Origin of the sequence: Flavobacterium sp. 90 (assembly GCF_004339525.1) — a bacterium.
Classification (GTDB): domain Bacteria; phylum Bacteroidota; class Bacteroidia; order Flavobacteriales; family Flavobacteriaceae; genus Flavobacterium.
Map to the genome: position 1 here is coordinate 6118830 of NZ_SMGE01000001.1, position 26567 is coordinate 6145396.

The 26567-nt window shown below is 34.1% G+C and carries 22 protein-coding genes; 8 read left to right on the forward strand and 14 right to left on the reverse strand.

Features of this window, described 5'->3' with window-relative positions:
* Positions 1-2: 2 nt before the first annotated feature.
* Positions 3-3155, reverse strand: coding sequence for a CusA/CzcA family heavy metal efflux RND transporter (locus C8C83_RS24865; protein ID WP_121331215.1), 3153 nt, complete (start codon positions 3153-3155; stop codon positions 3-5).
* A 108-nt stretch (positions 3156-3263) separates the two neighbouring features.
* Complete coding sequence (locus C8C83_RS24870; RefSeq protein WP_233566212.1) at positions 3264-3587, reverse strand: DUF6660 family protein; 324 nt, start codon at positions 3585-3587, stop codon at positions 3264-3266.
* 320 nt (positions 3588-3907) lie between these two features.
* Between C8C83_RS24870 and C8C83_RS24875 the strand changes: the two genes are divergently transcribed.
* Together C8C83_RS24875 and C8C83_RS24880 are read left to right on the forward strand one after the other, a co-directional pair.
* Positions 3908-5029 carry a hypothetical protein gene (locus tag C8C83_RS24875; RefSeq protein WP_121331216.1) on the forward strand — a complete coding sequence of 374 codons (1122 nt, stop codon included), beginning with the start codon at positions 3908-3910 and terminating at the stop codon, positions 5027-5029.
* A gap of 9 nt (positions 5030-5038) precedes the next feature.
* The gene (locus tag C8C83_RS24880) at positions 5039-5812 is read left to right on the forward strand and encodes a porin family protein (protein WP_121331217.1); all 774 of its coding nucleotides are present in this window, start codon (positions 5039-5041) and stop codon (positions 5810-5812) included.
* A 285-nt stretch (positions 5813-6097) separates the two neighbouring features.
* Here C8C83_RS24880 and C8C83_RS24885 read toward each other — a convergent pair whose 3' ends face one another.
* The 5 genes from C8C83_RS24885 to C8C83_RS24905 all read right to left on the reverse strand — a co-directional run bounded on the left by C8C83_RS24885 (position 6098) and on the right by C8C83_RS24905 (position 13119).
* The gene (locus tag C8C83_RS24885) at positions 6098-6682 is read right to left on the reverse strand and encodes a chemotaxis protein CheB (protein WP_121331218.1); all 585 of its coding nucleotides are present in this window, start codon (positions 6680-6682) and stop codon (positions 6098-6100) included.
* Complete coding sequence (locus C8C83_RS24890) at positions 6664-7473, reverse strand: protein-glutamate O-methyltransferase CheR (RefSeq protein ID WP_121331219.1); 810 nt, start codon at positions 7471-7473, stop codon at positions 6664-6666. Before C8C83_RS24890 ends, C8C83_RS24885 begins: the two co-directional genes overlap by 19 nt.
* A gap of 7 nt (positions 7474-7480) precedes the next feature.
* The gene (locus C8C83_RS24895) at positions 7481-7846 is read right to left on the reverse strand and encodes a response regulator (RefSeq protein ID WP_121331470.1); all 366 of its coding nucleotides are present in this window, start codon (positions 7844-7846) and stop codon (positions 7481-7483) included.
* Positions 7847-8106: 260 nt separating this feature from the next.
* Positions 8107-11676, reverse strand: coding sequence for a response regulator (locus C8C83_RS24900; RefSeq protein WP_121331220.1), 3570 nt, complete (start codon positions 11674-11676; stop codon positions 8107-8109).
* Between the two features lie 228 nt (positions 11677-11904).
* Positions 11905-13119, reverse strand: coding sequence for a response regulator (locus tag C8C83_RS24905; protein WP_132011950.1), 1215 nt, complete (start codon positions 13117-13119; stop codon positions 11905-11907).
* Between the two features lie 300 nt (positions 13120-13419).
* On the opposite strand from C8C83_RS24905, the gene C8C83_RS24910 reads away from it, so the two are divergent.
* The gene (locus C8C83_RS24910; RefSeq protein ID WP_121331221.1) at positions 13420-14268 is read left to right on the forward strand and encodes an SDR family oxidoreductase; all 849 of its coding nucleotides are present in this window, start codon (positions 13420-13422) and stop codon (positions 14266-14268) included.
* 61 nt (positions 14269-14329) lie between these two features.
* Here the strand turns inward: C8C83_RS24910 and C8C83_RS24915 are convergent, their stop codons facing one another.
* The gene (locus tag C8C83_RS24915; protein WP_121331222.1) at positions 14330-15304 is read right to left on the reverse strand and encodes an integrase core domain-containing protein; all 975 of its coding nucleotides are present in this window, start codon (positions 15302-15304) and stop codon (positions 14330-14332) included.
* Between the two features lie 144 nt (positions 15305-15448).
* Between C8C83_RS24915 and C8C83_RS24920 the strand changes: the two genes are divergently transcribed.
* Positions 15449-15709: a SemiSWEET transporter gene (locus C8C83_RS24920; protein ID WP_121331223.1), complete on the forward strand. Its 261-nt coding sequence runs from the start codon at positions 15449-15451 to the stop codon at positions 15707-15709.
* Positions 15710-16238: 529 nt separating this feature from the next.
* On the opposite strand, the gene C8C83_RS24930 is transcribed toward C8C83_RS24920, so the two are convergent.
* Entirely contained in the window at positions 16239-17069 is an 831-nt protein-coding gene (locus tag C8C83_RS24930; protein WP_121331225.1) for a hypothetical protein, read from the reverse strand.
* A 480-nt stretch (positions 17070-17549) separates the two neighbouring features.
* Positions 17550-17888 carry a hypothetical protein gene (locus tag C8C83_RS24935; RefSeq protein ID WP_121331226.1) on the reverse strand — a complete coding sequence of 113 codons (339 nt, stop codon included), beginning with the start codon at positions 17886-17888 and terminating at the stop codon, positions 17550-17552.
* Positions 17889-18090: 202 nt separating this feature from the next.
* On the opposite strand from C8C83_RS24935, the gene C8C83_RS24940 reads away from it, so the two are divergent.
* On the forward strand, positions 18091-21300 hold the full coding sequence (locus C8C83_RS24940; protein WP_121331227.1) for a PAS domain-containing protein: 3210 nt from the start codon (positions 18091-18093) through the stop codon (positions 21298-21300).
* Positions 21301-21557: 257 nt separating this feature from the next.
* On the opposite strand, the gene C8C83_RS24945 is transcribed toward C8C83_RS24940, so the two are convergent.
* Positions 21558-21989, reverse strand: a complete 432-nt coding sequence (locus C8C83_RS24945) for a response regulator (protein ID WP_121331228.1) — start codon at positions 21987-21989, stop codon at positions 21558-21560.
* A gap of 249 nt (positions 21990-22238) precedes the next feature.
* On the opposite strand from C8C83_RS24945, the gene C8C83_RS24950 reads away from it, so the two are divergent.
* Positions 22239-22745, forward strand: a complete 507-nt coding sequence (locus C8C83_RS24950; RefSeq protein WP_121331229.1) for a pyridoxamine 5'-phosphate oxidase family protein — start codon at positions 22239-22241, stop codon at positions 22743-22745.
* 113 nt (positions 22746-22858) lie between these two features.
* Here the strand turns inward: C8C83_RS24950 and C8C83_RS24955 are convergent, their stop codons facing one another.
* The 3 genes from C8C83_RS24955 to C8C83_RS24965 all read right to left on the reverse strand — a co-directional run bounded on the left by C8C83_RS24955 (position 22859) and on the right by C8C83_RS24965 (position 24943).
* Positions 22859-23572, reverse strand: a complete 714-nt coding sequence (locus tag C8C83_RS24955) for a DUF72 domain-containing protein (RefSeq protein WP_121331230.1) — start codon at positions 23570-23572, stop codon at positions 22859-22861.
* Positions 23569-24300 carry a DNA-formamidopyrimidine glycosylase family protein gene (locus C8C83_RS24960; RefSeq protein ID WP_121331231.1) on the reverse strand — a complete coding sequence of 244 codons (732 nt, stop codon included), beginning with the start codon at positions 24298-24300 and terminating at the stop codon, positions 23569-23571. The genes C8C83_RS24955 and C8C83_RS24960 overlap by 4 nt, the downstream gene beginning before the upstream one ends.
* 70 nt (positions 24301-24370) lie before the next feature.
* A complete protein-coding gene (locus tag C8C83_RS24965) occupies positions 24371-24943 on the reverse strand; it encodes a ferritin-like domain-containing protein (RefSeq protein WP_121331232.1) in 573 nt (190 codons plus the stop codon).
* A 189-nt stretch (positions 24944-25132) separates the two neighbouring features.
* On the opposite strand from C8C83_RS24965, the gene C8C83_RS24970 reads away from it, so the two are divergent.
* Positions 25133-25447, forward strand: a complete 315-nt coding sequence (locus tag C8C83_RS24970; protein WP_132011952.1) for a hypothetical protein — start codon at positions 25133-25135, stop codon at positions 25445-25447.
* Between the two features lie 175 nt (positions 25448-25622).
* Entirely contained in the window at positions 25623-26117 is a 495-nt protein-coding gene (locus tag C8C83_RS24975) for a hypothetical protein (protein ID WP_121331234.1), read from the forward strand.
* The last annotated feature ends 450 nt before the right edge of the window (positions 26118-26567 follow it).

The window sequence follows — 26567 nt, forward strand, 5'->3', positions numbered from 1 at the left end:
TTTTAATCTTCATTGCGTTCTTCGCGTAAATCTTCGCGTCCTTTGCGGTTAATTCCACGTTCCAACAGTAAGTACAAAATCGGTAAGACAATTAGTGTCAATAATGTCGCTGAAACTAAACCTCCAATTACCACGGTTGCCAAAGGTTTCTGAACTTCTGCTCCGCCGCTTGTAGATAATGCCATTGGCAAAAATCCTAACGAAGCTACTGCTGCAGTCATCAAAACGGGGCGCAATCTGGTTTTGGTTCCGATTAAAACTCTTTGCAACGGATCTAGAATTCCTTCGGTTTTTAATTGATTGAAATACGAAATCAATACAATTCCGTTTAAAACTGCGATTCCGAATAAAGCTATAAAACCAATTCCTGCCGAAATACTAAAAGGCATTCCGCGTAGCCAAAGCGCAAAAACTCCACCAATTGCTGATAACGGAATTGCAGTAAAAATTAATCCTGCTTGTTTGAAACTTTTAAAGGTGAAATAAAGCAAAACCAATATTAATCCTAAAGCGATTGGCAATGCGATCGAAAGACGTTTTGTAGCTTCGATCAAATTCTCAAACTGACCGCCATAAGTCACATAATAACCTGCGGGAAGTTTAAAGTTTTTGTCTAGCTTTTGCTGAATTTCCTCAACAACGCTTTTAATATCTCGTCCGCGAACGTTTAGTCCAACGGTAATTCTACGTTTTCCATCTTCACGAACTACTTGCACCGGACCTTGCTCATAATCTACAGTCGCAACTTGCGAAAGCGGTACTTGTTGTCCGTTTGGCAACGGAATAAACAAATTGCTTACATCTGTAATTTCGGCACGATTGTTCTCATTCATTCGAACCACAACATCAAATCGTTTGCTTTCGTCATAGATTTTTCCGGCACTTTCTCCTGCAAACGACGAACGAATTATTCGATTAATATCTGAAATATTCAGTCCGTATAAAGCGATTTTATTGTAATCGTATTTAATCGTAATTTGAGGTAAACCAGTTACTTTATCAGCTTTTAAGTCACCAATTCCTTTGATATTTTTTATTTTCGAAATTAACTCGTTGGCTTTCGTGTCAAGAATTTCAAGATCGTCACCAAAAATTTTAATCGCAATATCGCTTCGGCTTCCGGTCATTAATTCATTAAAACGCATCTGAATAGGCTGCGAAATCTCAATATTAGCGCCTGGAATTACTTCCATTTCTTCTTTCATCGCATTGGCTAAATCTTCCCAATTATGATATTTTCCTTTCCATTCTTTTTTGTCTTTCAAAACAATAATCAAATCGCCACTTTCGATTGGCATTGGATCTGTAGGGATTTCACCGCTTCCAATTTTGGTTACAATGGTTTTGATCTCCGGGAATTTAGCTTTTAGAATTTGTTCGTATTTAGTGGCAGTTTCAACCATCTGCGTAAGCGAACTTCCGGTCATAATTGTGGCATTTATAGCCAAATCGCCTTCTTCGATCGTTGGAATAAATTCTCCTCCCATCGTATTAAAAACAAAGACTCCAAGCGCAAATAAACCTAAAGAAATTCCTAAAACAATCTTCTTAAATTGCAGCGCTTTTTTGAGAAATGGCGTATAAATCGATTCTAACCAAGCCATCATTCTATCACTGAAATTTTCTTTGTGTTCTGTTTTTTTAGATAAAAACAAAGCGCTCATCACAGGCACATAAGTCAACGAAAGAACAAAAGCTCCCGCGACGGCAAAACCAACGGTCATTGCCATAGGTCTGAACATTTTTCCTTCGGTTCCTATTAAAGCTAGAATTGGTAAATAAACAATCAGAATAATGATTTCTCCAAAAGCGGCGCTATTTCTAATTTTTGAAGCGGAGTTATAAACTTCAAGATCCATTTCGCTTTGCGATAATTCTTTTTTGCGCTTGAGTTGTTGCAGATGATGCATTGTAGCTTCAACAATAATTACGGCGCCATCGACAATTATTCCAAAATCGATCGCTCCCAAACTCATTAAATTTCCGCTTACGCCAAAGGCATTCATCAAAATAATAGCAAACAACATCGCTAACGGAATTACAGAAGCAACGATTAAACCTGCGCGAAGATTCCCCAGAAATATAATAAGGACAAAAATCACGATTAATGCTCCTTCTAATAAGTTTTTTGTAACGGTTCCTATCGCGTTATCAACCAATTTTCCTCGGTCAATAAAAGCTTCGGCAACAACGCCTTCGGGTAAACTTTTATTAATCTGAATCATTCTTTCGTGGATTCTGTTGACTACAGCGCTGGAGTTTTCGCCTTTGAGCATTAAAACCATTCCCGAAACAATTTCGCCTTTACCATCTTTTGTAGAAGCGCCGTAACGCAAAGCAACACCTTCACGAACCTCAGCAACATCACGGACTAAAACGGGCGAACCATTTCGGTTTTTGACCACGACATTTCCTAAATCTTTTGTGCCTTTTGCCATTCCAACGCCACGAATAAAATAGGCGTATTGATCTTTTTCGATATAAGCGCCTCCCGTATTTTGATTGTTTTTTTCTAAAGCTTCAAAAATTTCGGTAATCGTAACGCCCAGACTGTTTAGTGTATTTGGGTTTACGGCGATTTCATATTGTTTAAGTTTTCCGCCCCAGGCACTTACATCAGCAACACCTTTGATTCCCTGCAATTGCGGAATAATAATCCAATCCTGAATGGTTCTTAATTTTACTGCGTCATATTTGTTTTCATAGCCTTTTTTGGCATAAACATCATATTGATAAATTTCACCTAATCCGGTAGAAATTGGTGCTAATTCCGGTGAACCAGCATAGGCGGGAATATTTTCTTCGGCTTGTTTAAGACGCTGAAATATTTGCTCTCGTGCCCAATAAATATCTACGTCATCTTCAAAAACAACGGTTACAACTGATAATCCAAAACGGGAAATACTGCGAAGTTCTATAATATCCGGAACTGTTTTTACAGCTTGTTCCAGCGGATATGTGATTAATTGCTCGACTTCCTGACTTGCCAATGTTGGTGCTGTCGTGATGATCTGCACTTGATTATTGGTAATATCCGGCAAGGCATCAAGTGGCAATTGTTTGAGCGAATAGCTTCCCCAAGCTATTAAAACGAGGGTAAATAATAGTATAACAAACTTGTTCTTTATACTAAACTGTATGATTTTATCTAACATTTTAATGGTATAATGATATGAGAAATGAGGCAAAGTTTTGCCTATTTAAATACTGTGGAAAATCCACAACTCTCTAACCCAAATCCCATTTTACAGGGTTGGGCTTCATTATGCTATTTGAGGCGGTTGCCAGATACTTCCGTAGAAATTGGAAGCAAAAACAGAATTATAACTTGGTAATTGTATTGAAATGATTGCTGTTACTACCTGAAAATCAAAAACTGAAGCGGTTTGATAAGTTAAAACCTGTGCTCCACAACAATTACAGGCGCAAAACGGAGAACATAAATCATTGTCTTTATCGTGCGAATGATTTGCTTCTGATGAAAATTGGGCTGTTTTATGGGCGGCACTATTTACTTCCATATCTGCACAAGGCATATTTGAAAGTGCTAATAAATAAACCGACAATATTATTGTTATCCATTTCACAGCACAAAAATACTATTTATTTCTATTCAAAAATCCAAAAAATGAAAAATGCTATTCTGTTAGAACAACAAATGCCTTACAAATCCAATTGAAATATTTTCGTTTCAAATGCGCACTTTCTTAAAAAATATTGTAAATGGTAAGAAAATTTATTTAACTTTAACAATAATTAACATTTATACAAAAACAAAATACCGCTCCATTTTTAATCCAATATATTGAAATACAAAAGATAAGAAGACTTTTCACATAAGAATACATTAGTACATATTTATTTTACGCAGTCCTATATTAATTAATTTTATAATACTACAAAAACGATGAAATGTAATACACTAATATTAGCCTTATTATTACTCTTTAGCATACAGATTTTTGGACAGGTTTACACCGATAAAATCGTTGGACAAAAAAACCAACTCCTAAAAGACAGTCTTAAAATCGAAAACTACCCTTATGCTTTACCGATTTGGGGAGAAAAAGTAGCTCAAAAAGGATATAAATTACCTTATTCTGCAGGACTTTCTGTAAACTATTTTTGGCAGGATTCTCAAATTAATATCAAAGATTTAGAAGTAGGTTTTAATAATGGTCCAATGTATAACTTAGACGAAATTGTTCGTTTTGATAAATCTTCTGTCGAAGCCGGAGCTTTAACGATAAGACCTGATATCTGGCTGCTTCCTTTTTTGAATGTGTACGGAATTTTTGGAAAAGCAAATACGGCAACTAAAATCAATGCAGGAATCTGGGTTCCCGATGATGCTAATAATTGGTCACAAGTAGCAAGTTTTAGCACTAAGGCAAATTTCAATGCAACCACTTTTGGTCTTGGTCTGACGCCTACAATAGGTATTGGCGGCGGATGGTTTGCACTCGATATGAATATGTCGTGGACTGATATAAGCTCTTTAGATAAACCGGCTTTCTCTTATATTTTTGGGCCTCGATTGGGTAAAACGTTTAAATTTCATAAAGAAGATCAAAATATAGCGCTTTGGGTTGGTGGTTTCAGAGTTCATATTTCAGGAGATACAAACGGAAATATCGCAATGTCTGATATTTTTGATTTGAATAATGCACAAGCAAAAGTTGATGATGGATTGGCAAAAGTATCCGAAAATCAGACAAAAGTTAATAACTGGTGGGATGGTTTAACTCCTGCACAACAAGCAAATCCTATAAATGTTGCGAAACATAATACCGCAAACCGCGCACTGGAAAGAGCCGGAACTTTTTTAACAAGTTTAGACGGAGCTTTGAGTACAGCAGATAATTCATCTGTACAATATTCACTTCAGAAATCACCAAAAGACATGTGGAACTTTCTAATAGGGACTCAATTTCAATACAACAAACACGTTATGTTTCGTGCCGAAGTTGGATTCTTAGGCAGTCGTACGCAAGTGTTAGGCGGACTTCAATATCGTTTTGGACTTTAAACCAATTATATGAAAAAAGGTTTATTATTGCTTCTTGCACTGCTTTGCTTTGCTCCTGCTCATTCGCAAGTTTTAATTTCCTTGATTTTTGGAGATAAACTGAATTCACCATTTTTAGAATTTGGTTTAGAAGGTGGTGTAAACTTCTCTACGATTTCTAATCTCGATACTTCCGGAACAGAACCGGGATTTAATCTTGGTTTTTATTTTGATATTCGTTCTCATAAAAATCCCGCATGGATGATTAACACCGGAGTTATTGTAAAATCACCGATGGGCGCGCATGGTTTACCTGTATATTCGTTAAACGATGCAACTCTTGATAATACCTTTGCCAACGGAAGTGTCAATCGTGAAATACGTTATTTTAATGTACCAATATTGATTAAATATCAATTCAAAAACGGAATTTACTTTAAAACCGGACCTCAATTTGGTTTATTGGCCAAAGCTTTTGATGAATTCAAGCAAGAATATGATAAAGATGATGTTGTTTATAAAAAAAATATCAGAGATCAGATTCGTGTCATAGATGCCGGAGTGGCTCTAGGCGCGGGTTATCATATGAATGTTGGGAACGGTTTGAATTTTACGGTTCAATATTACTACGGTTTGGTTCCTGTAATGAAAGGTGACGGTCCAAATGTTTACAACAGATCTTTGTATGTAACAGCGGGAATCCCAATTGGTAAAGGAAAAGCAGCGCAAAAAAGAGCTGAAAAAGAAGCTGAACTCAACAAAATAGTTCTGCCATCAGATGAAGCTCCTCAACCTAAAAAGTAATTTTTACTCAGTTGAGTTTAAAATCACACTAGGAGCTCCCTAACTATTTTCGCCAATTTTTGTAGAATTACTAGTGTAATTTCTCCTCCGTCGAAATGACAATATTGTGTTTAAACTTTGCGTCTTAGCGCCTTTGCGCGATTAATTTTATTTTCTAAAGAAGCTTAACTTAATTACATTGCCCGAAGCGTCGGGATGTATTTATATAAAAGTGAAATACCTTTTTAAGTAAAGAAAAGCTATATTTCTATGTCTTAAAACAATTATGCTTAATCAATTTACTTTCTAAGTATTGATTGAAAGGATGAATTCCAATAATTCTTCATTATTTAAAATAAAGTCAGGAGTAGTCTTTTCAATTGCATTATTGGGCATAAAAGGCATTTCGGCAGAAAGTGGGTTCTGAACTACAATAGTTCCTCCCGAAGCTTTTATTCTTTTTAAACCAGCAGTTCCATCTGTATTTGAACCTGATAATAAAATCCCGACTAAAGCTTTTCCATAAACTTCTGCCGCTGATTCAAACGAGACATCAATACTTGGCCGACTATAGTTTACTTTTTCTGAAGTGTCCAAAGAAAGTGTTTCATTTTTTTCGAACAGTAAATGATAATTTGACGGTGCAACATAAATAAATCTGGTTACAAACGGCACTTTATCTTCAACGGGTTTCACGGCAACTTTTGCTTTTAAAGCGATAAGATCTTCGAGCGTCTGATCATCAGTACTTTTTCTATGAACTACAATTACAATCGCAAAATCATTTAATTGGGGCAATTCCGGTAGAATTTGCATTAAAGCGCTTAAACTTCCTGCAGATCCACCTATAATTACAACTTTACAGCCTGATATTATTTTACTTTCCTCCATATTTTATCTTTATCGAGCTGTTTGTATTTACCAGGAGCAATAGAATATTTTATAGTTTCCTTGGTTCCAAGAGCCAAAAATCCTAAAACAGCCAAACTTTCATCGAATAAATTAATGACTCTTTTTTGGAGCTCATTATCAAAATAAATTAAAACATTACGGCATAAAATCATATCAAACTCATTGAATGAATTATCTGAAACTAAATTATGCTGAGAGAAAACCATCTTTTCGGCAAGTTCTTCATTAAACTTGGCAATACCATAATTAGCAATATAGTAACTCGAAAAATCTTCTTGTCCGCCCGCAGCACGATAGTTCTCTGAGTATTCTTTCATCATTCTTAAAGGAAAAATACCTTTTTTGGCCGTTTCTAATACAGTTGCATTTATATCAGTTGCATAAATTATGGATTTGTGAAGTAAACCGGCTTCTTTGAGCATAATTGCCATCGAATAAACTTCTTCACCTGTAGAACAGCCTGCATGCCATAATCTTATAAAAGGTTTTGTACCTAATAAAGGTAAAATTTCATTGCGAACAACAGCATAAAAAGCAGGATCGCGAAACATCTCGGTCACATTAACCGTGATTTCGTCTACCATTCTTTTATAATATTCAGGATCTGACCGAACTTTTGAAAGAAATTCATGAAAATGCTTAAAGCCATCTAACTGAATTACTCTGGTAACACGCCTTTTTAATGAAGCTCTGGAATAGTTTCCAAAGTCAAAACCATAATATTCGTAAACGTCATTAATAAGCGTTTCTAACTCGATATCCTCAATCATAATCCCTTCAAATTTTACCCAAAATAAGCAATAATTTATCTACATCAACCGGTTTCGAAATATATTCGTCTGCTCCCGCTTCCAGACATTTTTCTTTATCACCAACCATTGCCTGCGCGGTTACTGCAACAATAAAAGTAGATTCTCTTGACGGAATCTTTTTTATTAACGGAATAGCGTCATAACCATCCATATCAGGCATCATCATATCAATTAAAACACCGTCTATGATTTCATCAGATTCTAATAATTTCAAAGCTTCTTCGGCACTTAAACAAGACAAACAATCGAATGATTTTGCACGTAAAGTGTTTTCTAAAGCAAATATATTTCTAGAATCATCATCAATAATTAAGAGTCTTTTTTTATTCATATTCATTCACTTTTATTTTTTATATCAAGTATTAAGTTTGTTTTTCTTGCCACGAATTACACAAATTGGCACGAATTAATTGTTTTATGTTTGTGTAAAATATTTTTCTTTTGCCACAGATTAAAAGGATTAAAAGGATTTTTCTAAAAAATAGCATCACAAACATCTTACATCTATAATCTATTCTCTATAATCTATTCTCAACAACCTCTAATCTTGCCTCTTTCATCTTTCATCTATACTCTTTCCTCTACAAATCCCTAAATCTTATCATAAAGCCAAACTCTCAACAACGACAACAACTGATCAATATCAACCGGTTTCGTAATATAATCTGAAGCTCCCGCTTTGATACATTTTTCACGGTCCCCCGTCATTGCTTTTGCCGTAACCGCAATTACAGGTAAGTTTAGGAATTTAGGCATACTGCGTATTTTTTCTGCCGTTTCGTAGCCGTCCATATTTGGCATCATCATATCAAGCAAAACAACATCAGTATCAGGATGTTCACTTAGAATTTTAATCGCCTCTTTACCATCAAAAGCAGTGATTACATTCATTTTAAAAACTTCGAGAGCTTTTGTCAACGAATAAATGTTACGAACATCATCATCTACAATCAGAACTTTTTTCTCATGTAGAATATTGTTTAGTAAATTTAGCTTTTTATAACTTTCCTTTTTGTCTTTTGCGTCTTTTTTATCTTCTACTAAATGAAGAAAAAGCGAAACCTCATCAAGCATTCTTTGGTACGAATGTGCTGTTTTTACGATAATAGAATCCGCATATTTCTTAATTTTAACCTCTTCTTTCAATGACAGACTTTTTCCTGTAAATACAATTACCGGAAGATTCTCCAAACCAGGACTTTTCTTAACGCCATCCAAAATCTCATAAGCGTGTTTGTCCGGAATTCCCATATCAAGAATTACGCAATCAACTTCAGTTTTATTTAAAGCTTGCAAACCTGCAGAAACTTCGCTTTTTATCTCTGAATTGATATTATAGGTTTCTAAGAAAAAAGCCAATGCTTTTGCATGTTTTGGATTGTCTTCGATGATTAAAACCTTCTGAGCTTCTTTATTTATAATATGTTCGATTCGCAAAAACACATCCGGAATTTTATCAAATGCAACCGGTTTGTCTAAGAAATCTACAGCACCTTTTAGCAAACTTTCCTGTTTTAATTTATGCGAAGACATAATATGAACCGGAATATGCTTCGTTCCAACATGATTTTTTAATTCTTCGAGCACTTCCCAACCACTTTTTATTGGCAATTCAATATCTAATAAAACACCAACAGGTTTGTAAAGCAATGTAAAATTCAAAGCATAATCGCCTCGCACGGAAACAACACCTTTATATCCTTTTTTTCTGGTGAAAGTCAAAAGTGATTTCGCAAAATTGATATCATCCTCAACTATCAAAATGACTTTATCACCATTTTTAATGTTATCTCTGTCATCTTCGATTTCATCAGGAATTGTTGCGCTTATATATTTCTTTTTGGTCTCCGTTTTTTCTTCTGTTTCTACTTCAGCAAATTCAGTTGGAGGGATTTTATCGATATTCAATTTAGAAATCGCCGTTCCGTAAACCGGAAGACATAAAGTAAACGTACTTCCTTCTTTGACTTTACTATGCAAAATGATTTCGCCTCGAAGCAGTTTTGCCAATTCTCTACTAATTGATAATCCTAAACCAGTTCCGCCATATTTACGTTTTGTAGAACCATCAGCTTGTTGAAAAGCCTCGAAAACCAAAGGTTGTTTGTCTAACGGAATTCCAATTCCGGTATCTTTTACAATAAAACAAATGATTTTATCATCGTCTGTATTAATTTTTATTTCTAAACTTACAGTTCCTTTTTCTGTGAATTTAATGGCGTTCGAAATCAGGTTTTTCAAAATTTGCTCCAAACGCATTTTGTCTGTTTTAATGACAATTGGCGCATCTTTAGAAATAATTTCAAACGTAATTCCCTTCTCTTTTGCCACTTGATTAAACAAATTCCATAAAGCATCTGTGATTTCTTTTGTCGAAACATCCAGGAATTCAAGCTCCATTTTTCCTGCTTCAATTTTAGATAAATCCAAAATTTCATCAATCAAGCCCAATAAACTGTTTCCGGAACTCTGAATTACTTTTGCAAATTCAATTTCCTCATCAACCATACTTTTGTTATTATTCTCAGAAAGTAAACGGCTTAAAAGTAAAATCGAATTCAAAGGTGTTCTTAATTCATGCGACATATTCGCCAAAAACTCCGATTTATAGCGTGTCGTAAGTTCTAACGCTTCTGATTTTTTCTGGATTTCATTGTTTTTTTCTTCCAATAAAACACTTCTCTCCGATAATTCCTCATTCGTTTGTTCTAATTCTTCCTGTTGCACTCTAAGTTCTTCTTCAGAAGCCTGAAGTTTCTCCGTTTGCGCTTCCAATTCAGCGTTAATAGCTTCCAATTCGCTGTGTTGTACCTGAAGTTCTTCTGATTGAGATTTGGTTTCTTCTAACAATTCCATCACTCTTTTTCTATTTTGAGTTGATTTAATTGCAATTCCGATATTATTCGAAACCGTTTTTAAAAACTCTAAATGCAAGTCTGAAAAACCATAAATACTTGCCAATTCTATTGCACCTTCAATTCTGTTATCAAACAATGGAACTGCTACAATATGTGTTGGTTTTATTTGTCCTAAAGCATAATTTATCTGAATATCATCCGGAGACAAAGTTTTTAATTCTAATATTTTTCCGGAAGTAATCGCCTGACCAATTAATCCTTCGCCTTTTTGAATGCGTTCTCTGTTTTTACTCGGAATATAACTGTATCCACCTGAAACAAAAAGTTCATTATCTTCCAGAATATACAAAACTCCAGCGCTGCTATTGGTATATTGACACACAAATTCGATAACGTCTTTTGATAATTTCTGCATGGTTTTATCGCCAAGCATTACATTATTAAGATTAGCGATTCCGGTTTGAAGCCATTCTTTTTGAGACAATAAATCGAAAGAGCTTTTTAGCGAAACTCCCATATTATTCAACGATTCACCAACACTGCCCAAAGCATCAGATTTAGTATCGTCTACGCGAATGTCATAATTTCCACTAGAAATATTACTCGCAATTGTACTGATTACATCAATTCTCTCCTGGGTTTCACGGTCTTTTTTCTGCAATTCGTTCTGAAGTAAAGCGCGCTCATTGAAATCTTTTAGAATGCGAATCAAAAAGACAATCGAAATCAAAAATGCGATTATAAAAGCGACAACAATCAAAATGATACTATAAGTCCCGTAACGTTCAGAGTTTTCGTTTCTTTCTTTTAGAAGGCTTTGTTCTGTGCTTTCAATTCTTCTAATATTCGCACGCAAATCATTCATCATATTACGTCCTTCATTGAGATCAAATACAACGTTGTCCTTGCCTAATCGCTTTTTTACGATTTGATTATTCAGATACTTAAAAAAATTAGCACGAAGTTGTCTTAATTCTTTTAGTTCGTTTTGTTGCGACGGATTATCGACAGTAAGTTCTGTTACTTTTTCAAAATATGCGCTTGATTTTACTTCAGCATCATTGTATCTTTCTACAAACTGCTCGTCTCCGGTTATCAAATAACCACGCATACTTGTTTGCGCCTCCGTAATGATCGCCGATCCTTCGTTCAGATTATAAATTACTTCCTGAGTATGGTTTACCCAAAAATTACTGTTTAATAAGCTTTTGATGCTAAAAAATGAAGCTGTCGAACTGATCATCAAAACCAGTAATGAAACCAGCGAGCTTATTAGTAAATTCCTTTTAAAATTACTCTTCATATATTTTTGTTTCAGGTGTGTTTTTTTGTTTTGTTTCAGGTTTTACACTTTGTGTGTTTTGAAATTTTTGAATCCTGTATATTTTTTTGCCACAGATTACGATGATTTTAAAGATTAAAAAAACAATCTGTCAAATCTGCGAGAAATTTTTCGTTATCAATTCACGAATAGTTTAAAAAACAATCTGTGTAAATCCGTTTAATCTGTTTCATCCGTGGGCTTCCTTGTTTACTCATATTTCAAAGGCAATATTATAATAAAGCTTGCGCCCTTGCCTATTTGACTTTTTGCTGTGATTAATCCGTTGTGTTTTTCGATTATTTTTTTGGCAATAGCCAGACCAATTCCCGTTCCTTCATAAGATTGGCGGTCGTTTAAACTCTGAAAAATGATAAATATTCGATCCAGATAAATTTCATCAAAACCAATTCCGTTATCTTTTACTATGATTCGGCAAAATTTCCCTTCCGGGGAAGTTGGACTGTCAAATGATTTGTTTGCAATCAATTCAGAAGTAATTTCGATCAAGGGATGTTCAGAATTTGTGGAGAATTTCAAGGCATTTCCAATTAAATTCTGGAAAACCTGTCTCAACTGACTCGGAATACTGTCTATTGTGGGCAATTCGCTGGTTTTTATCGTAGCGTTTTTTCGTTCGATTAGATAATCAAAATCCGAAAGTACTTCCTGTAGAACCACATTTAGGTCTGTAACTTCAGGTTTTACCTGCGATGATAATCTCGAATATGCCAGAAGATCTGTGATTAAAGTCTGCATTCTCTCAGCAGATTTAATTGTTCGATCTACATAATCAACCGCTTTTGCATCATCGGCGAGATAAAGTTCTTTGATTATTTTTATAAAGATTTGAATTTTTCGGATTGGTTCATTCAAATCGTGCGAAACTACCCAGGAAAATTGTTGTAGTTCATGATTCTTCATCTCTAATTCTTCGTTTTTCAAAACCAGTTCTTTGGTTCTTTCTGCAATTTTGATTTCGAGATTATCCTGAGCTTCTTTTCTAATTTTGATTTCTTTAGAAAGCAGGTCTTTCATAGCTTTTAGCTCGTTTTGCTGCTCGTAAATTTTGAGGAATGTTTTTACTTTTAAAATCAGTAAATCACTATCAACCGGTTTGGTAATATACTCGACTGCACCGGTTTCATATCCTTTAAAGATGTATTTTTTCTCGATATTTAGTGCCGAAAGAAAAATAACAGGAATATCTTTTGTTCTTTGGTTTCCCGAAAGAATTTTTACAACCTCAAAACCATCAAGTCCCGGCATTTGGACATCCATTATGATGAGGCAATAATTAGTCTTGAGAATTTTCTTCAGAGCTTCCTCTCCGGACTCGGCTGTATCTACATCGATATTATGCAGTTCTAATGTTTTTTTTAAAGCAATTATATTTGCCTTTATATCATCTACTATTAATACCATGCTGTTGTGGGGGTAATAAAGCATTAGGGTTAAAATTATTCTTGATTTGGAACTCGTTCCCGGAAAATGTTATTTAAAACATAGCTGATCCTATTTTTAAATAACGTCAGATAAACCCTCAAATTTATGCAAAAAAAAACTAGCCTTTTTTTATTCAGAGTAAAAATCGTTACATAATTCCCATGTATGCTTCTATTTTATCCATTCTGTTTTATTGCGCTAATCTTTAATTTTTATCAGTTAACCTTTTCCGAAGCCTTTATCTACTTTAGAAATAGATTATTATCTAAAATAAAGACCATGAAAAAGATAAAAACATTCCCCGAACAAAAACAAGAACTTCCGGGTCACGAATATAAAATGAATCCCGAACCTGAAATTATTAGAGAAAACTATATTGGAAGTGGAAAACTCTTAGGAAAAGTTGCTTTTATAACCGGCGGCGACAGCGGAATTGGCCGAAGTATTGCCGTACATTTTGCAAGAGAAGGCGCCAATATTGCGATTGTTTATCTAAAGGAAGATAAAGATGCCTTGAAAACAAAGGAATTAATAGAAAAAGAAGGTCAGCAATGCTTATTAATAAGCGGTGATTTAAAAGAGGAAAAATTCTGTAAAAGTGCGGTCAAAAAATGCCATACTTTCTTTAAAAAAATAAATATTCTGGTGAATAACGCTGCAGTACAATTTCCGCAAAACGAAATAGAAAAAATAACCGCCGCACAACTACATAAAACGTTCGAAACCAATATTTATCCGTATTTCTATATTACGAAAGCAGCATTGCCTTTTCTTAAAGAAGGCGACACGATTATCAATACAAGTTCAGTTACAGCATATCGTGGCAACGAACATCTAGCCGACTACGCAAGCACAAAAGGCGCAATTGTAAGTTTTACAAGATCATTATCGACTATGCTGGCAAAAAGGCAAATACGCGTAAATGGTGTTGCCCCGGGACCAATTTGGACTCCTTTGATTGTAGCCACTTTCGACAAATTATCTGATTTTGGAAAAAACAATCCAATGGAAAGAGCCGGGCAACCCTCAGAAGTTGCGCCCGCTTATGTATTTCTGGCTTGCGAAGACAGCAGTTATATTACCGGACAGTTTATACACATAAATGGCGGAGAATTGGTAGGTGGGTAATTTTTTTGTTTCACAATAATTCTTTAAAGTCGCAAAGTTTTGTCATTTCTGTAAAGGTTACTTATTTCGGTAACGGATTTATCATTTCGATTGGTTTCTTTCCATCAATACCTTGATGTGGTCTTTCATGATTATAATAATATAGATATTGCAATAATTCTTCTTTTAATTCTTCATGAGAATCAAAATCTGTATCTCTCAATAAATCATCTTCCAGAGTTCTCCAAAAGCGTTCAACTTTACCATTGGTTTGTGGTCTGTATGGTTTTGTATACCTGTGCACAATTCCTAGTTCCATTAGCATTCTCTCAAAAGGATGATTGTTTTTTACTTTGCTTGTTTTAGGTCCAAATTCAGCTCCATTATCAGATAATATCTCTTCAAATTTTATTTCATAATGATCACTTAGGATGTTTAAACATTTCAATGCCGCAAACATAACTGTTAAACTGGTGATATCAGAAACTAATTCAGCCCAGGCAATTCGACTGTAATCATCTATTACACAAACTAAATAGCGATTTTTATTTTCCCCTTTAATTATACTTTTGCTCAAATAATGACAATCAATATGACCAAGTTGTCCCATTCTTTCCTTGATTATTTTTTGATGATTCTTTTTAATCTTCGGAGTTAATCTATTTATTTTATTGCGTTTTAAAATATTATAAACTCCAGAATATGATGGTGTATGCTTTCCTAATTTGGGTCTTAAGATACTAACAATTTCATATTTGTTGTTTCCTTTTTCTCGTAATTCAATTACTTTTTGCTCTATAAAAGGCAAAGGACGTCTGGTTTTATATTTAGGCCCTCTTTTTTGGGGTAATAAATCAATGGATTTCCCACTTTGTTTAAAGCGATTATAATACTTTAAAAAACTCTTTCGGCACGTATTATTTGCTGCATAAAAATCCAGTGCTTTTTTATACAAAGGATGAGTTTTATTTTTTACCTGTTCATATTCTTTTATTAAAAAACGATACTTCTCTAAATAGTTCCGCTCTAAAGTGGAATCCTGACTATTATTTCTCATTGTAACAAAATTTATTAAAGTTAAATTTTGTTACCGAAATATCTAACATCTACAATTTCGACGAAAGGATAAGATTGAATATAAATCTCTATAAATATAAACCTTAGCAACTCAGAATCTCAGAACCTTAGAACCTCAAAAAAAATGAACTTCATAGATATCATCGGTCTTTTTGCAGGAACTTGCGTAACTATTTCTGTAATTCCTCAGATTTTGAAAGTCTGGAAAACCAAGAAAGTCAAAGAGATTTCACTCAAAACTTTCGGAATTCTGACTTTCGGGATTTTGATATGGATTATTTATGGCTTCTTAAAAAATGATTTACCCATAATAATCACTAATAGTGTTTCTCTATTTCTGAATCTGGTTATGATTTATTTTATTGTTTATTATGAAAAGGAATAGGTTCTGAGGTTCTGAGGTTCTGAGGTTCTGAGGTTCTGAGGTTCTGAGGTTCTGAGGTTCTGAGGTTCTGAGGTTCTGAGGTTCTGAGGTTCTGAGGTTCTGAGGTTCTGAGGTTCTGAGGTTCTGAGGTTCTGAGGTTCTGAGGTTCTGAGGTTCTGAGGTTCTGAGGTTCTGAGGTTCTGAGGTTCTGAGGTTCTGAGGTTCTGAGGTTCTGAGGTTCTGAGGTTCTACCTTTGTCAAAGTTTTAAACTTTGACAAAGGTTTTGACAATCTTTGGCGAGCTACTTGCTAAGATCCCTCGTTCCTCGGGATGACAAAAAAATTAAACTCTCTTCTTCTACTTTTGTCAAAGTTTTAAACTTTGACAAAAGTCTATGCGTAGAAAAAGAAAATCCGTTTTTAATCCGTGTTTTCGCTTTAGCGAATCCGCGTCATCCGCGTGCTATTACATCATTTCGAACTACTAAAAATAAAAAAACAGCTCGTTAAAGCTGTTTTTTTCGAAATAAAGAAGTGTATTTAATGCTTGTTAGCTAACTAATTTTTGATTGAATGGCTTGTATGATAAATGGTATTTTTCTTTGAAAATACGTGGCAGATAGTTTCGTCCGGCTAATCCTGCAGTATAAATTACTTCTGTAAGATTCATATTTGATATTCTTTTTATTTCGTTTATAGGTTTGATCGCTAAATTCAAAATTTGATCAAACGTTTTTAAGTAATTATAACTATGTTGAGCTATCTCTAACGCAACAATTTCTTTGAGAATCAATTTCTTTACTAAATTTCTAACAATTCCTTGTTGCGGAATCGTTTTTAGTTCCTGCCATTTTTCGGCAACCTTATTATTTTCAGAAGCTACATAAATGTAATTTCCGGTTTCGTTCATAAACCTTTTTTTCAGATCAGCGATTAATTCCAGGTTCTCTTCTGTTCCTAAATTTTCTGTTGGAACCCCTATTAATGAAAACTGAATGTGTTTGTGACTATCAAAAGATAAAAGGCTGTTTACTTTTGATGTGTTATTCAAAATACCGGTTTGGTTCTTTGATAGATTCTTTTTCTCTCCATTTATACCAAAACTATGTGTCAGGGTTCCTTTTTCGCAATACGCAAAAAATATCGGCGCAGACTGAAAAGATTCTATACTTAAACTTACGTCACAATTAAATACAAGATCAAAAGTCAGATGTGATATTCTGTTTTCAAGACAAACGCCAGTAATCGTTCCTTTTGCCCATTTTGACTTAATTGCCAAATTGTATTCGTTATTATTGGTCGTCAAATCACCATTAAAACTATCTTTAAGATCATTAAAAATAGTATCAAATCCTCCTGTATTTAAGTAAAGTTTTTTCATTTTGGTTCAGTTTAAATAAAGTGGTTAGTACTTATTTACGTACAAAAAACTACTTTGGTTTTTATTGTATTTCTATAATTCAAATTTCGTACATATTATAAATCAAACCCTTATACAATTTCAGAGAGATATTTCATAATTATTATTACTAATTAGATAATGTGACAATTAGAGAATGTGTCAATTAGATAATTTATAAAATGGGGAAATGGGATGAATTGTGAAATGTGAAAATGTGAAGTGTGAAGTGTGAAATGTGAAATGTGAAGAATCAAAATTTAAGCTGCAGCATATATTTTAATTTGCAGAATTTAAGCATTCAGTAAATTTTCTAATTGACTAATTATCTAATTGGCACATTTCCTACTTAGAACCTTGGCAACTCAGAACCTTAGGACCTTCAAAGAAAAAAAGCAGCTGCTCCAGATAAATCTGAAACAACTGCTCCCCAGCAAAATAAAAATACTTCTCTATTTTATCTTATGTAAGTTCGTTGATATCGGCGTTTTTAGCGTAATTCGCTTTTGGGATATCTTTAAAAAATTCGGCTTCTTCGAGATCTGCTGTTGGTCCGTATCCTATTAGATGTGTTCCTTTCTTTTGATCTTTTGTTTCTATTATATACAAGATCGACATATCATCCGGATCACTCATTCCTTCATATCGATGGTGCGCTACAATGAATATTTCTTCAGGCTGATAAGCATATTTAGTTTCAGAATCTAAAAGCGATCCATCTGCAAACAAATAATTAGTAGTATAGCCTTCGTCTTGGTACTTTTTTATATAGTCGGTTTCGTGTTTTTGCTCTCTTTTCATGATTTTATTCCTTTTAAGATTTCCTGAATCTATTGTTTATTCAAATTTCAGGATTGAATCCAAATAAAATTAACTCAATAGATTTAATTATTAGCTCATTCAAAAATTCACAGAAATTCATTAGTATATTTTACTAATTTTAACAATTATCTAATTTTTTAGAAAATCAAAATACTTTATCAAAACCAAAATACAACCATCAATGAGTACAAAAAATCACGATTTCCTGGCAAACGGAGGTGAAATGGGCGCATTAACACGTGCAAAAGACTGGAGCAAAACTCCGGTTGGAAGTGTTGATTCCTGGCCACAAAGTTTACGTACTACACTGGGAATTCTATTGAACTCAAAATTTCCGATGTTTTTGTTTTGGGGTCCGGATCATATTTGCTTTTATAATGATGCTTATCGCCCAAGTCTTGGAAACGATGGAAAACATCCTGCAATATTGGGTCAAAAAGGTGCCGAATTCTGGTCGGAAATTTGGGATTTTATAAAACCTTTGATCGATCAGGTTCTCACTCAAAGTGAAGCGACCTGGCACGAAGATCAACTTTTACCCATATATCGAAATGGAAAAATGGAGGATGTTTATTGGACTTTTAGCTATAGTCCGGTGAATAATGATGAGGGAAAAATTGGCGGCGTACTTGTTATCTGCAATGAAACGACTGATAAAGTAAATATTCTGAAAAGCTTAGAAAACAGTAACGAACGTTATCGAAACAACATTCTGCAGACGCCAAATGCGATGTGCATTTTTAGAGGAAAAGATTATGTTGTCGAAATTGCCAATGAATTGATGCTTGAAATCTGGGAGCGTAAATTAGATGACGTAATTAATAAACCCGTTTTTGAAGCCTTACCAGAAGTTACAGGCCAAGGGCTTGAAGATATTTTGGAAACGGTTTATACAACCGGCGAAAAATTTATGGCTTATGAACTTCCTGTAAAACTAAACCGAAAAGGTAAAGTCGTAAACACTTTTATCAATGTAGTTTATGAAGCTCTAAAAGAACCGGACGGAACGATTTCGGGCATTGTGGCAATTGCAAATGATGTCACACTTCAGGTTATTTCCAGAAATGCTGTAGAGGAAAGTGAGAAACGATTTAAAGATACGGTAAAACAGCTTCCGTTGGGAATTGCAATTCTTAGAGGCGCCGATTTAACTGTAGAAATGGCTAATGCAACATACTTGCAAATTATAGATAAAATCGAAGAAGAGGTTTTGGACAGACCAGTTTTCGACTCTGTTCCTGAAGCCAGAGACACGGTTTATCCGTTGCTTTCTAAGGTTTATCAGGATGGAATTCCGTATTATACTGATGAATTATCAGTGACTTTAAACCGTTATGGCCGACAAGAAAATTGTTATTTTAATCTTGTTTTTCATCCGTTAAGGGAAGAAGACGGCACAATATCCGGCGTTATAATTGTTTCGCATGAAGTTACAGAAGCTGTAAAAGCAAAATATCTTCTGACAGAAAGCGAAACTGCTTTTAGAAAACTGGTTATGGACTCTCCTATTGCAATGGCAATTTTTAGAGGAAAGGATCATAAGATTGAACTTGCCAACAATACGATGATGAAAACCCTGTGGCATAAAACAAAAAAAGAAACTATTGGTTTGCCATTACTCGAAGTTTTTCCGGAGCTTCAAGGTCAAAAATATCCAGAACTTCTTGATGAAGTCCTGCATGAAGGAAAAATTGTTAAAGAAAAAGAAGCACTTGCTTATGTTGATATCAAAGGAAAATTGCAGAAATTTTATCTTGATTATCAATATACACCTTTGTTCGAAAAAGAAGGCAAAATATCCGGCGTGATGGTTACGGTAAATGATGTAACAGATAAAGTCAAAGCACGAAAAAAAGTAGAAAATGCAGAACAAAGAGCGCGTCTTGCTGCCGAAATTGCAGAAATCGCAACTTGGGATTTGAATGTTCCAACTCAAAAAATAATGTATTCTGAGAATTTACCGTCCGTTTTTGGTTTTGATAAATCAATAAAACTAACACGTGCGCAAATTTTAGAGCAAATACATCCAGAAGATTTGTCTATTTTAGAAAAAGCATACACAATAGCTCTTAAATCAAGCATTTACAAATATGAATGCCGCATTATTAAACCCGATGATTCTATCGCTTGGATTAGAGCGCATGGAAAAATATTTTTTGATGAGAATAAAGAGCCGATAAAAATGATTGGAACCGTAATGGATATTACGGATGAAAAAGAAGGTCAGGAAGTTTTGATGAAAAGTGAGCAAAAGTTCAGACTTCTGGCCGATTCTATGCCTCAGTTTGTCTGGACAAGCGATGCAATGGGAAATCTGAATTATTTTAACCAATCTGTTTATAGCTTTTCGGGGCTGACTAAAGAAGAAATTGATAAACATGGCTGGCTCCAAATTGTTCATCCTGATGATCGGGAAGAAAACGTAAATACGTGGATGGAATCTATAAAAACCGGAAATGACTTTTTACTAGAACATCGCTTTCGTCGCTCTGATGGCGAATACAGATGGCAATTAAGCCGCGCCATTGCGCAGAAAGATGCCGAAGGAAAAATCCAGATGTGGGTTGGTACAAGTACCGATATTCAAGATCAGAAAGATTTTACCAATCAACTTGAGAAAGAAGTTCATGAACGAACAGAACAGCTTGAAATTAAAAACAGAGATCTGATTAATATGAATATTGAGCTTCAGTCTTTTGCTTATATTTCGAGTCATGATTTGCAGGAACCTCTTCGTAAAATTCAAACTTTTGCCAGTCGATTAGCGGATTTGGATGAGCAAAATATTTCGGCGAATGCTAAAACTTACTTAAGCCGAATTGAATTTGCAGCAAAAAGAATGCAGACTTTGATTCAGGATTTATTAACGTATTCTCGAACAAACTCGGCAGAACGCGTTTTTGTAACCGTAAATCTCGATGATATTGCTGAGGAAATTAAAAGTGATTTTTCGGAGCGTATTGAAGAAAAAAATGCTCAGGTTAATTTTCAGCCTTTGGGCGAAGTAACCGTAATTCCGTTTCAGTTTAGACAATTATTGCATAATTTGATCGGTAATGCATTAAAATTCTCTCGCAAGGACATTGTGCCAATTATAGAGATTAAAGCCGAGAGAATTAAAGGAAATAGCTTAAAACAGCTTGTTGATTTTCCGGATAAGATTTATTACCACCTGAAAATTTCAGATAACGGAATTGGCTTTGATGAAGAATACAAAGAACGCATCTTTGAAGTTTTCCAGCGTCTAAATACTGAAACTGAGTTTGCAGGAACCGGAATTGGTCTTGCAATCGTTAAAAAAATCGTTGAAAACCATAAAGGAATTATCACAGCAAATAGTGAGAAAGGCAAAGGTGCCACTTTTGATATTTATATTCCTGAATTGCAATAGTTTTACTATTCAAAAACAATTCCTAAAATTTGCTTAAACACATAAAAACTTAGTCCGGACCAATACAAAAACCTGTCGAGAAACATAAAATATTTTGTATTGATAATTATTTTAAACGCAAAGTTCGCAATCCCGATAGCTATCGGGATTCTGTTGATTTAGCTTTGCGAACTTTGTGTTTTTTTTATAAAATCCGATATCGATATGTAAAAACTTTGCGGTAAAATTCATCTTTCTTACCCAGCGAAATTGTTCGTTTATGACTTATAAACAAAATCTTTTTCGCCTGGATTGAATTTTTCCCAATCAATTTCAATAGCGTGTTCAATAGATCTTACGATATCTTTCATTAAGATTGGCTTGGTTATAAAGTAACTTGCGCCTAGATTTCGGCACTTTTCAATGATACTTGGTTCGTTTGAAGTAGAGAAAATAATAACCGGAATATCATTTTTTTCTTCCGAATTTTTAAGTTCCGTCAGAACATCAAAACCATTTTTTCCGGGCATATTCAAATCTAAGAATACAACATGAGGCGTTGGCGGTGGATTATAAATAGCATTCAACAGCTTTTCTCCTCCGGTATAAGTCTGAAGTTTTATTTTTTTAGGCAATGATTCGACAGCATCAGTAAAAATACTCAAATCGTCTTCATCATCATCGGTATAAAAAATAGTAAATTCAGTCATATAGTGTTGTATAAATTGGGTTGTTATATTCCTCAAATATAGTTATAATATTCTGTTTTAATTTCGAATTTAAAGAAATTTAAATTGAAATATAATAAGTTTTAAATCAAATTCTATAACCCGAAAAAATATAAATAAACCAACTTTACTATTCTTAAGTTTTAAATGAAGCTAATCATTATATACCTCAAAAAATGAGGTGTTTATAAAAATAATTTTAGCAAATAACTAACTAAAAATTATAAAGTCATGGGAGATCACAAAGACCTTACGAACGAGTTTGCTGTAGATAAAATAAAAGATCTTGCAGCAAATATAAAAACATGTATGTTTTGCACTTACAACGATTACAGACTGCTATCGCGTCCAATGTCAGTTCAGAAAATTGACGATTTAGGACAGCTTTGGTTTTTATCAGACCGAAACAGCAGTCACAATGCCGAAATCACACTGAATCCACAGGTCGAGATTTTCTTTTCGGAACCGCACGATAAATTCCTTACACTGCATGGAAAAGCAAGTATTTCGTACGATCGCGAAACAATTAAAGAACTGTGGGATCCAATTGTTAAAGTCTGGATGCCAGGCGGCGAAGACGATCCAAACTTAAGTGTTATAAAAGTTGTACCGGAAGACGGTTATTACTGGAATAATAAAAACGGAAAAATGACGGCAATTGCAAAAATGGCTGTCGCTTTAGTAACCGGTAAAACCATGGATGACGGAATTGAAGGGAACTTAAAATTGCAGAGTTAAGAGCTAATTTTTTTAACCGCAAAGGTCGCAAAGATTTACGCAAAGGTCGCAAGGTTTAATTTCTTTGTGTTCTTTGCGTTTTTTTTTCTTTGCGAACTTTGCGGTTAAACTTTTTATCTCATCATTTTCTGCAACTCCAAAGCATTCAGAATACCTGCTTCGCTTGCTGTATTATTAAAGTAAATAAACGCTGATTTTAAACTAGTTTCATCCTTTATATAAAGTAATTCTTCAAGTGAATAACTGGAATAAAACATCTTTGGTTTTCCGTGAAGTCTAATATAAATCAAAGGAAAATCTCTAAAAATTGTATCGGGTAATTGCGGATGACTGACGCTGCAAAACGTAATATTATTATCCCGAAAAGCGTCCCAAACTTCCTGATTCCACCAACTTTCATGACGAAATTCGACCACATTTTTGAATTCCTGATCCAAATTTCCAATAATCTGATGAAGTTTTTCAGAACTGAAGTGATAACTCGGCGGAAGCTGAAATAAAACGCATCCTAATTTGTCTTTTAAACCTGTTTTACAAACTTTATAAAAGTCAGAAATTAGCGTTTCGCAATCCGTAAATTTTCTGATATGAGTGATTTCTTTTGGCGCTTTTACCGAAAAAATAAAATTTTCCGGCGTTTTATTGTACCAATTTTCAAAAGTTTTTACCGTCGGAAACCTATAAAAGCTTCCGTTGAACTCATATGTACTAAAGTACTGGTAATAAAACTCAAAGAGCCTTGAACCAGACAAAGTGTCAGGGTAGAAAATTCCCTTCCAAAGCCGATTATTGTAACTTGAACACCCTATTAAAACTTCATTTTTCATAAATGTAATTTTTGACAGTTAGTGCAGAAAAAACTTCTGCGATTTCTCTTTCCCGTATGCTTTTTTTTCATCGAAAGATTGCATCTTAAACAAGTTGGTTTTGTGTATGCCAACCAATGTTTTTTCAATTCGTAATTTTTTTTCCAATGCAAAAATTCAAAACTATAAATCGAACATTCTTCAATAATTTGTTTCAGATTTTTCGTTGGAATTTTACCAACCAAAGATTCGGGATGAATTTTACAGCGATACAAAACTTCATTTTTAATGATATTCCCTACTCCTGCAAAAATATTCTGATCTAAAACAGCATCACAAATCATCTCGTTCGGAATTATATCCAGACTTTGTTTTGCTTTTTTAGGGTTCCACTTCTCGTTCATTACATCTTCTTCCCAATCATAAAGCGCGTTGATATCACCTTCGAGAATTTTAATAGAACAGGTATAAAAATTAAGTTCTCCGTTTTTAAAAACCAGACTGAGCCTTGGCTTGGTTTCCTTGCGTTCGTTAACGCGATAAGTTCCAAACATGAGCATATGAATTTTGACTGTAAAACCTTCAAAACAAATTAAAAAATGCTTTCCCCAGGTTTTAAACTCAAGAATTGTTTTACCGCTGAGCCTTTGAATATCAATGCTGCTATTTCCCGAAACTGAAATCACTTTCTGTCCCGTAAACTGCTGTACTTCTTCTTTTAAAATAACTATTGACGGACCTTCTGGCATAATACTTTTGTTTTATAAACTAAAAAAGTGCCACTGTAATAGTCGCACTTTCTTAGTTGTTATTCTGTAATTAATCTGCTTCTGCAGCTTCAAGATTTATGGCATCAACGGCAATTATCGTTAATTTTTTGTCGGCGCCTTTTTCTTCTTCAAGGGTTTGTTCTAACAAAGTAGCAACTTCGGCCCAACCAAGAGTTTCGGCAAATTGTCTTAAAGTTCCGTAAGTGGCAATTTCGTAATGTTCAATTTTTTGTGCGGCTGCGATAATACCTGCATCACGTACCACTCCAATTTCAGTTTCTTCAATAATTCCCTTCCCTTCTTCGATTAAACCAGCCATTGCATCGCATTTTTTGGCGACTGCTTTTTGATCAATAAGTTCAAAAACTTTCTCTAATCGGATTACATGTTCTTCGGTTTCGGTCAAATGCGCGTTTAAAGCCTCTATTAAGTCCGCTGACGTTGCGTTTTTGGTCATAAGAGGTATTGCCTTAGTTAAGGCTTTTTCCGCCCAGTAAATGTCTTTTAATCCATCTTCAAACAATTCGGTTAATCCTGATGCTGCATCTGACTTTGGTTTTGTGGCTCCTTTTTTTACTTCTTGTTTAGAAGTTGTTTCCTTCTTACTATCTGTAGTTTTCATGGTAATAATTTTTTATGATTAATATTTGATAAAATTAGTCTCTTGATTATCAGACCGGTTATATCATTATTAATTAAAATTGTATTCTAAACACCTGATTATTATACAACGACATCTTAAAATTCTGTAAGAGATTTTTTGGTTTTGTAAGATAGATTTGTAATGTTGAAATTTAAAAAACATACTAAAATGAAATCACATACTACAGATACTATTTATCAGGAAGCGATACTTTTTTTTCATAAACAATATCAAAAAGGGCATTTAGACGTAGACACTGCAATTCTTATTGATAATGCGATTGATAATTTGCTTAAAAAAGATAATATCACAAGAAACGAGAATATTCCAAATGAGGAACGAATTATAGACGAAGATGATTTTATCGAAAAAAAAGAGCAAGATGATGATTCTGTAATCGAACCCGATGATTTTGATGAAGAAGAACATATCGAAGACGAAGATCATTTTGATGACGATGATTTAGAAAGAAACGACAATTAATATTTTTGAATTAGTATTATAAAACACCTGAAAGACCGTTATTTATTTAACGGTCTTTTTTATTAATAAATCTCAATAACAATCTGTTAATTATACAATTAGGCGTTGTAATTCTATAATACAATCCTGCCGTTTCAGTAGTAGATTTGTATATATAACATTAAAATTAAAGATCATGGATACTACAGATAATAAATACAGCACGATTAAAGGAAATAAAGATCCCAGAAATCAGAATCAAAATAAGGACGATAGAAGCACTCTTATGAACGAAGAGCTATATGATATCGATGACATGAAAGAAAGCGATAATAACACTCGAGAAATCGCTGAGCGTGGTTATACAATTAGAAATGGTCACAACCCAAATAAACCAAATCCGGATCAAATCGCAGACGAAGAGGATTTAGACGATGATTTTCATACCGAAAAAGACCTAAAACACGACAGCGACGATTTATATCTGGAAAAACTGGATTTAAGCGGCAACAACATTGCTGATGAAGTCAACGACGAATTCGATAATCCGTCAGATGTTCTGGAAGATGATTTTAATGAAACCGAGGAAGATTTAGAAGATCTCGGCCAGGACGATGAGGAAGAAGAAGAATATATTGAAGAAGATGTTCAGGAAGAGAAAGACGCTGAGAGAATAGATTATAGAGAATAGATTATAGAGAATAGAATAAAGAGGCAAGATTATAGAAGCAAGATGTAAGACTTGGGATTTTGGAGATTAAATTAAAAAACTTTGTATTGTTATTGTTTTGAAACTTTGTTGCGTTAAAGAAAAAACCGTTAATTACTTAACGGTTTTTTTATATCGAAATCTTTTACTTCTCAAAAATCTGAATAATAATTGTGATTTCGATTGTGAATGATGGATTAAAATCCATCCCTACAATATATTTTGTTCCTCCGGAACGCTTTTATGAAATTCCTCAAGAATTCATTATTTTTAAAACTAGGATTTCGATCCCTAAAAAAAATTTTGCTTTTATCATAGAAATCGAAATGACAAGATTGTGTTCCGAAGGAACAAGACATTTTATAACCTCAACTCCTGTAAGTAAACTTTAGTCTATTTTCTATAATCTTGCCTTTTTCATCTATCCTCTTG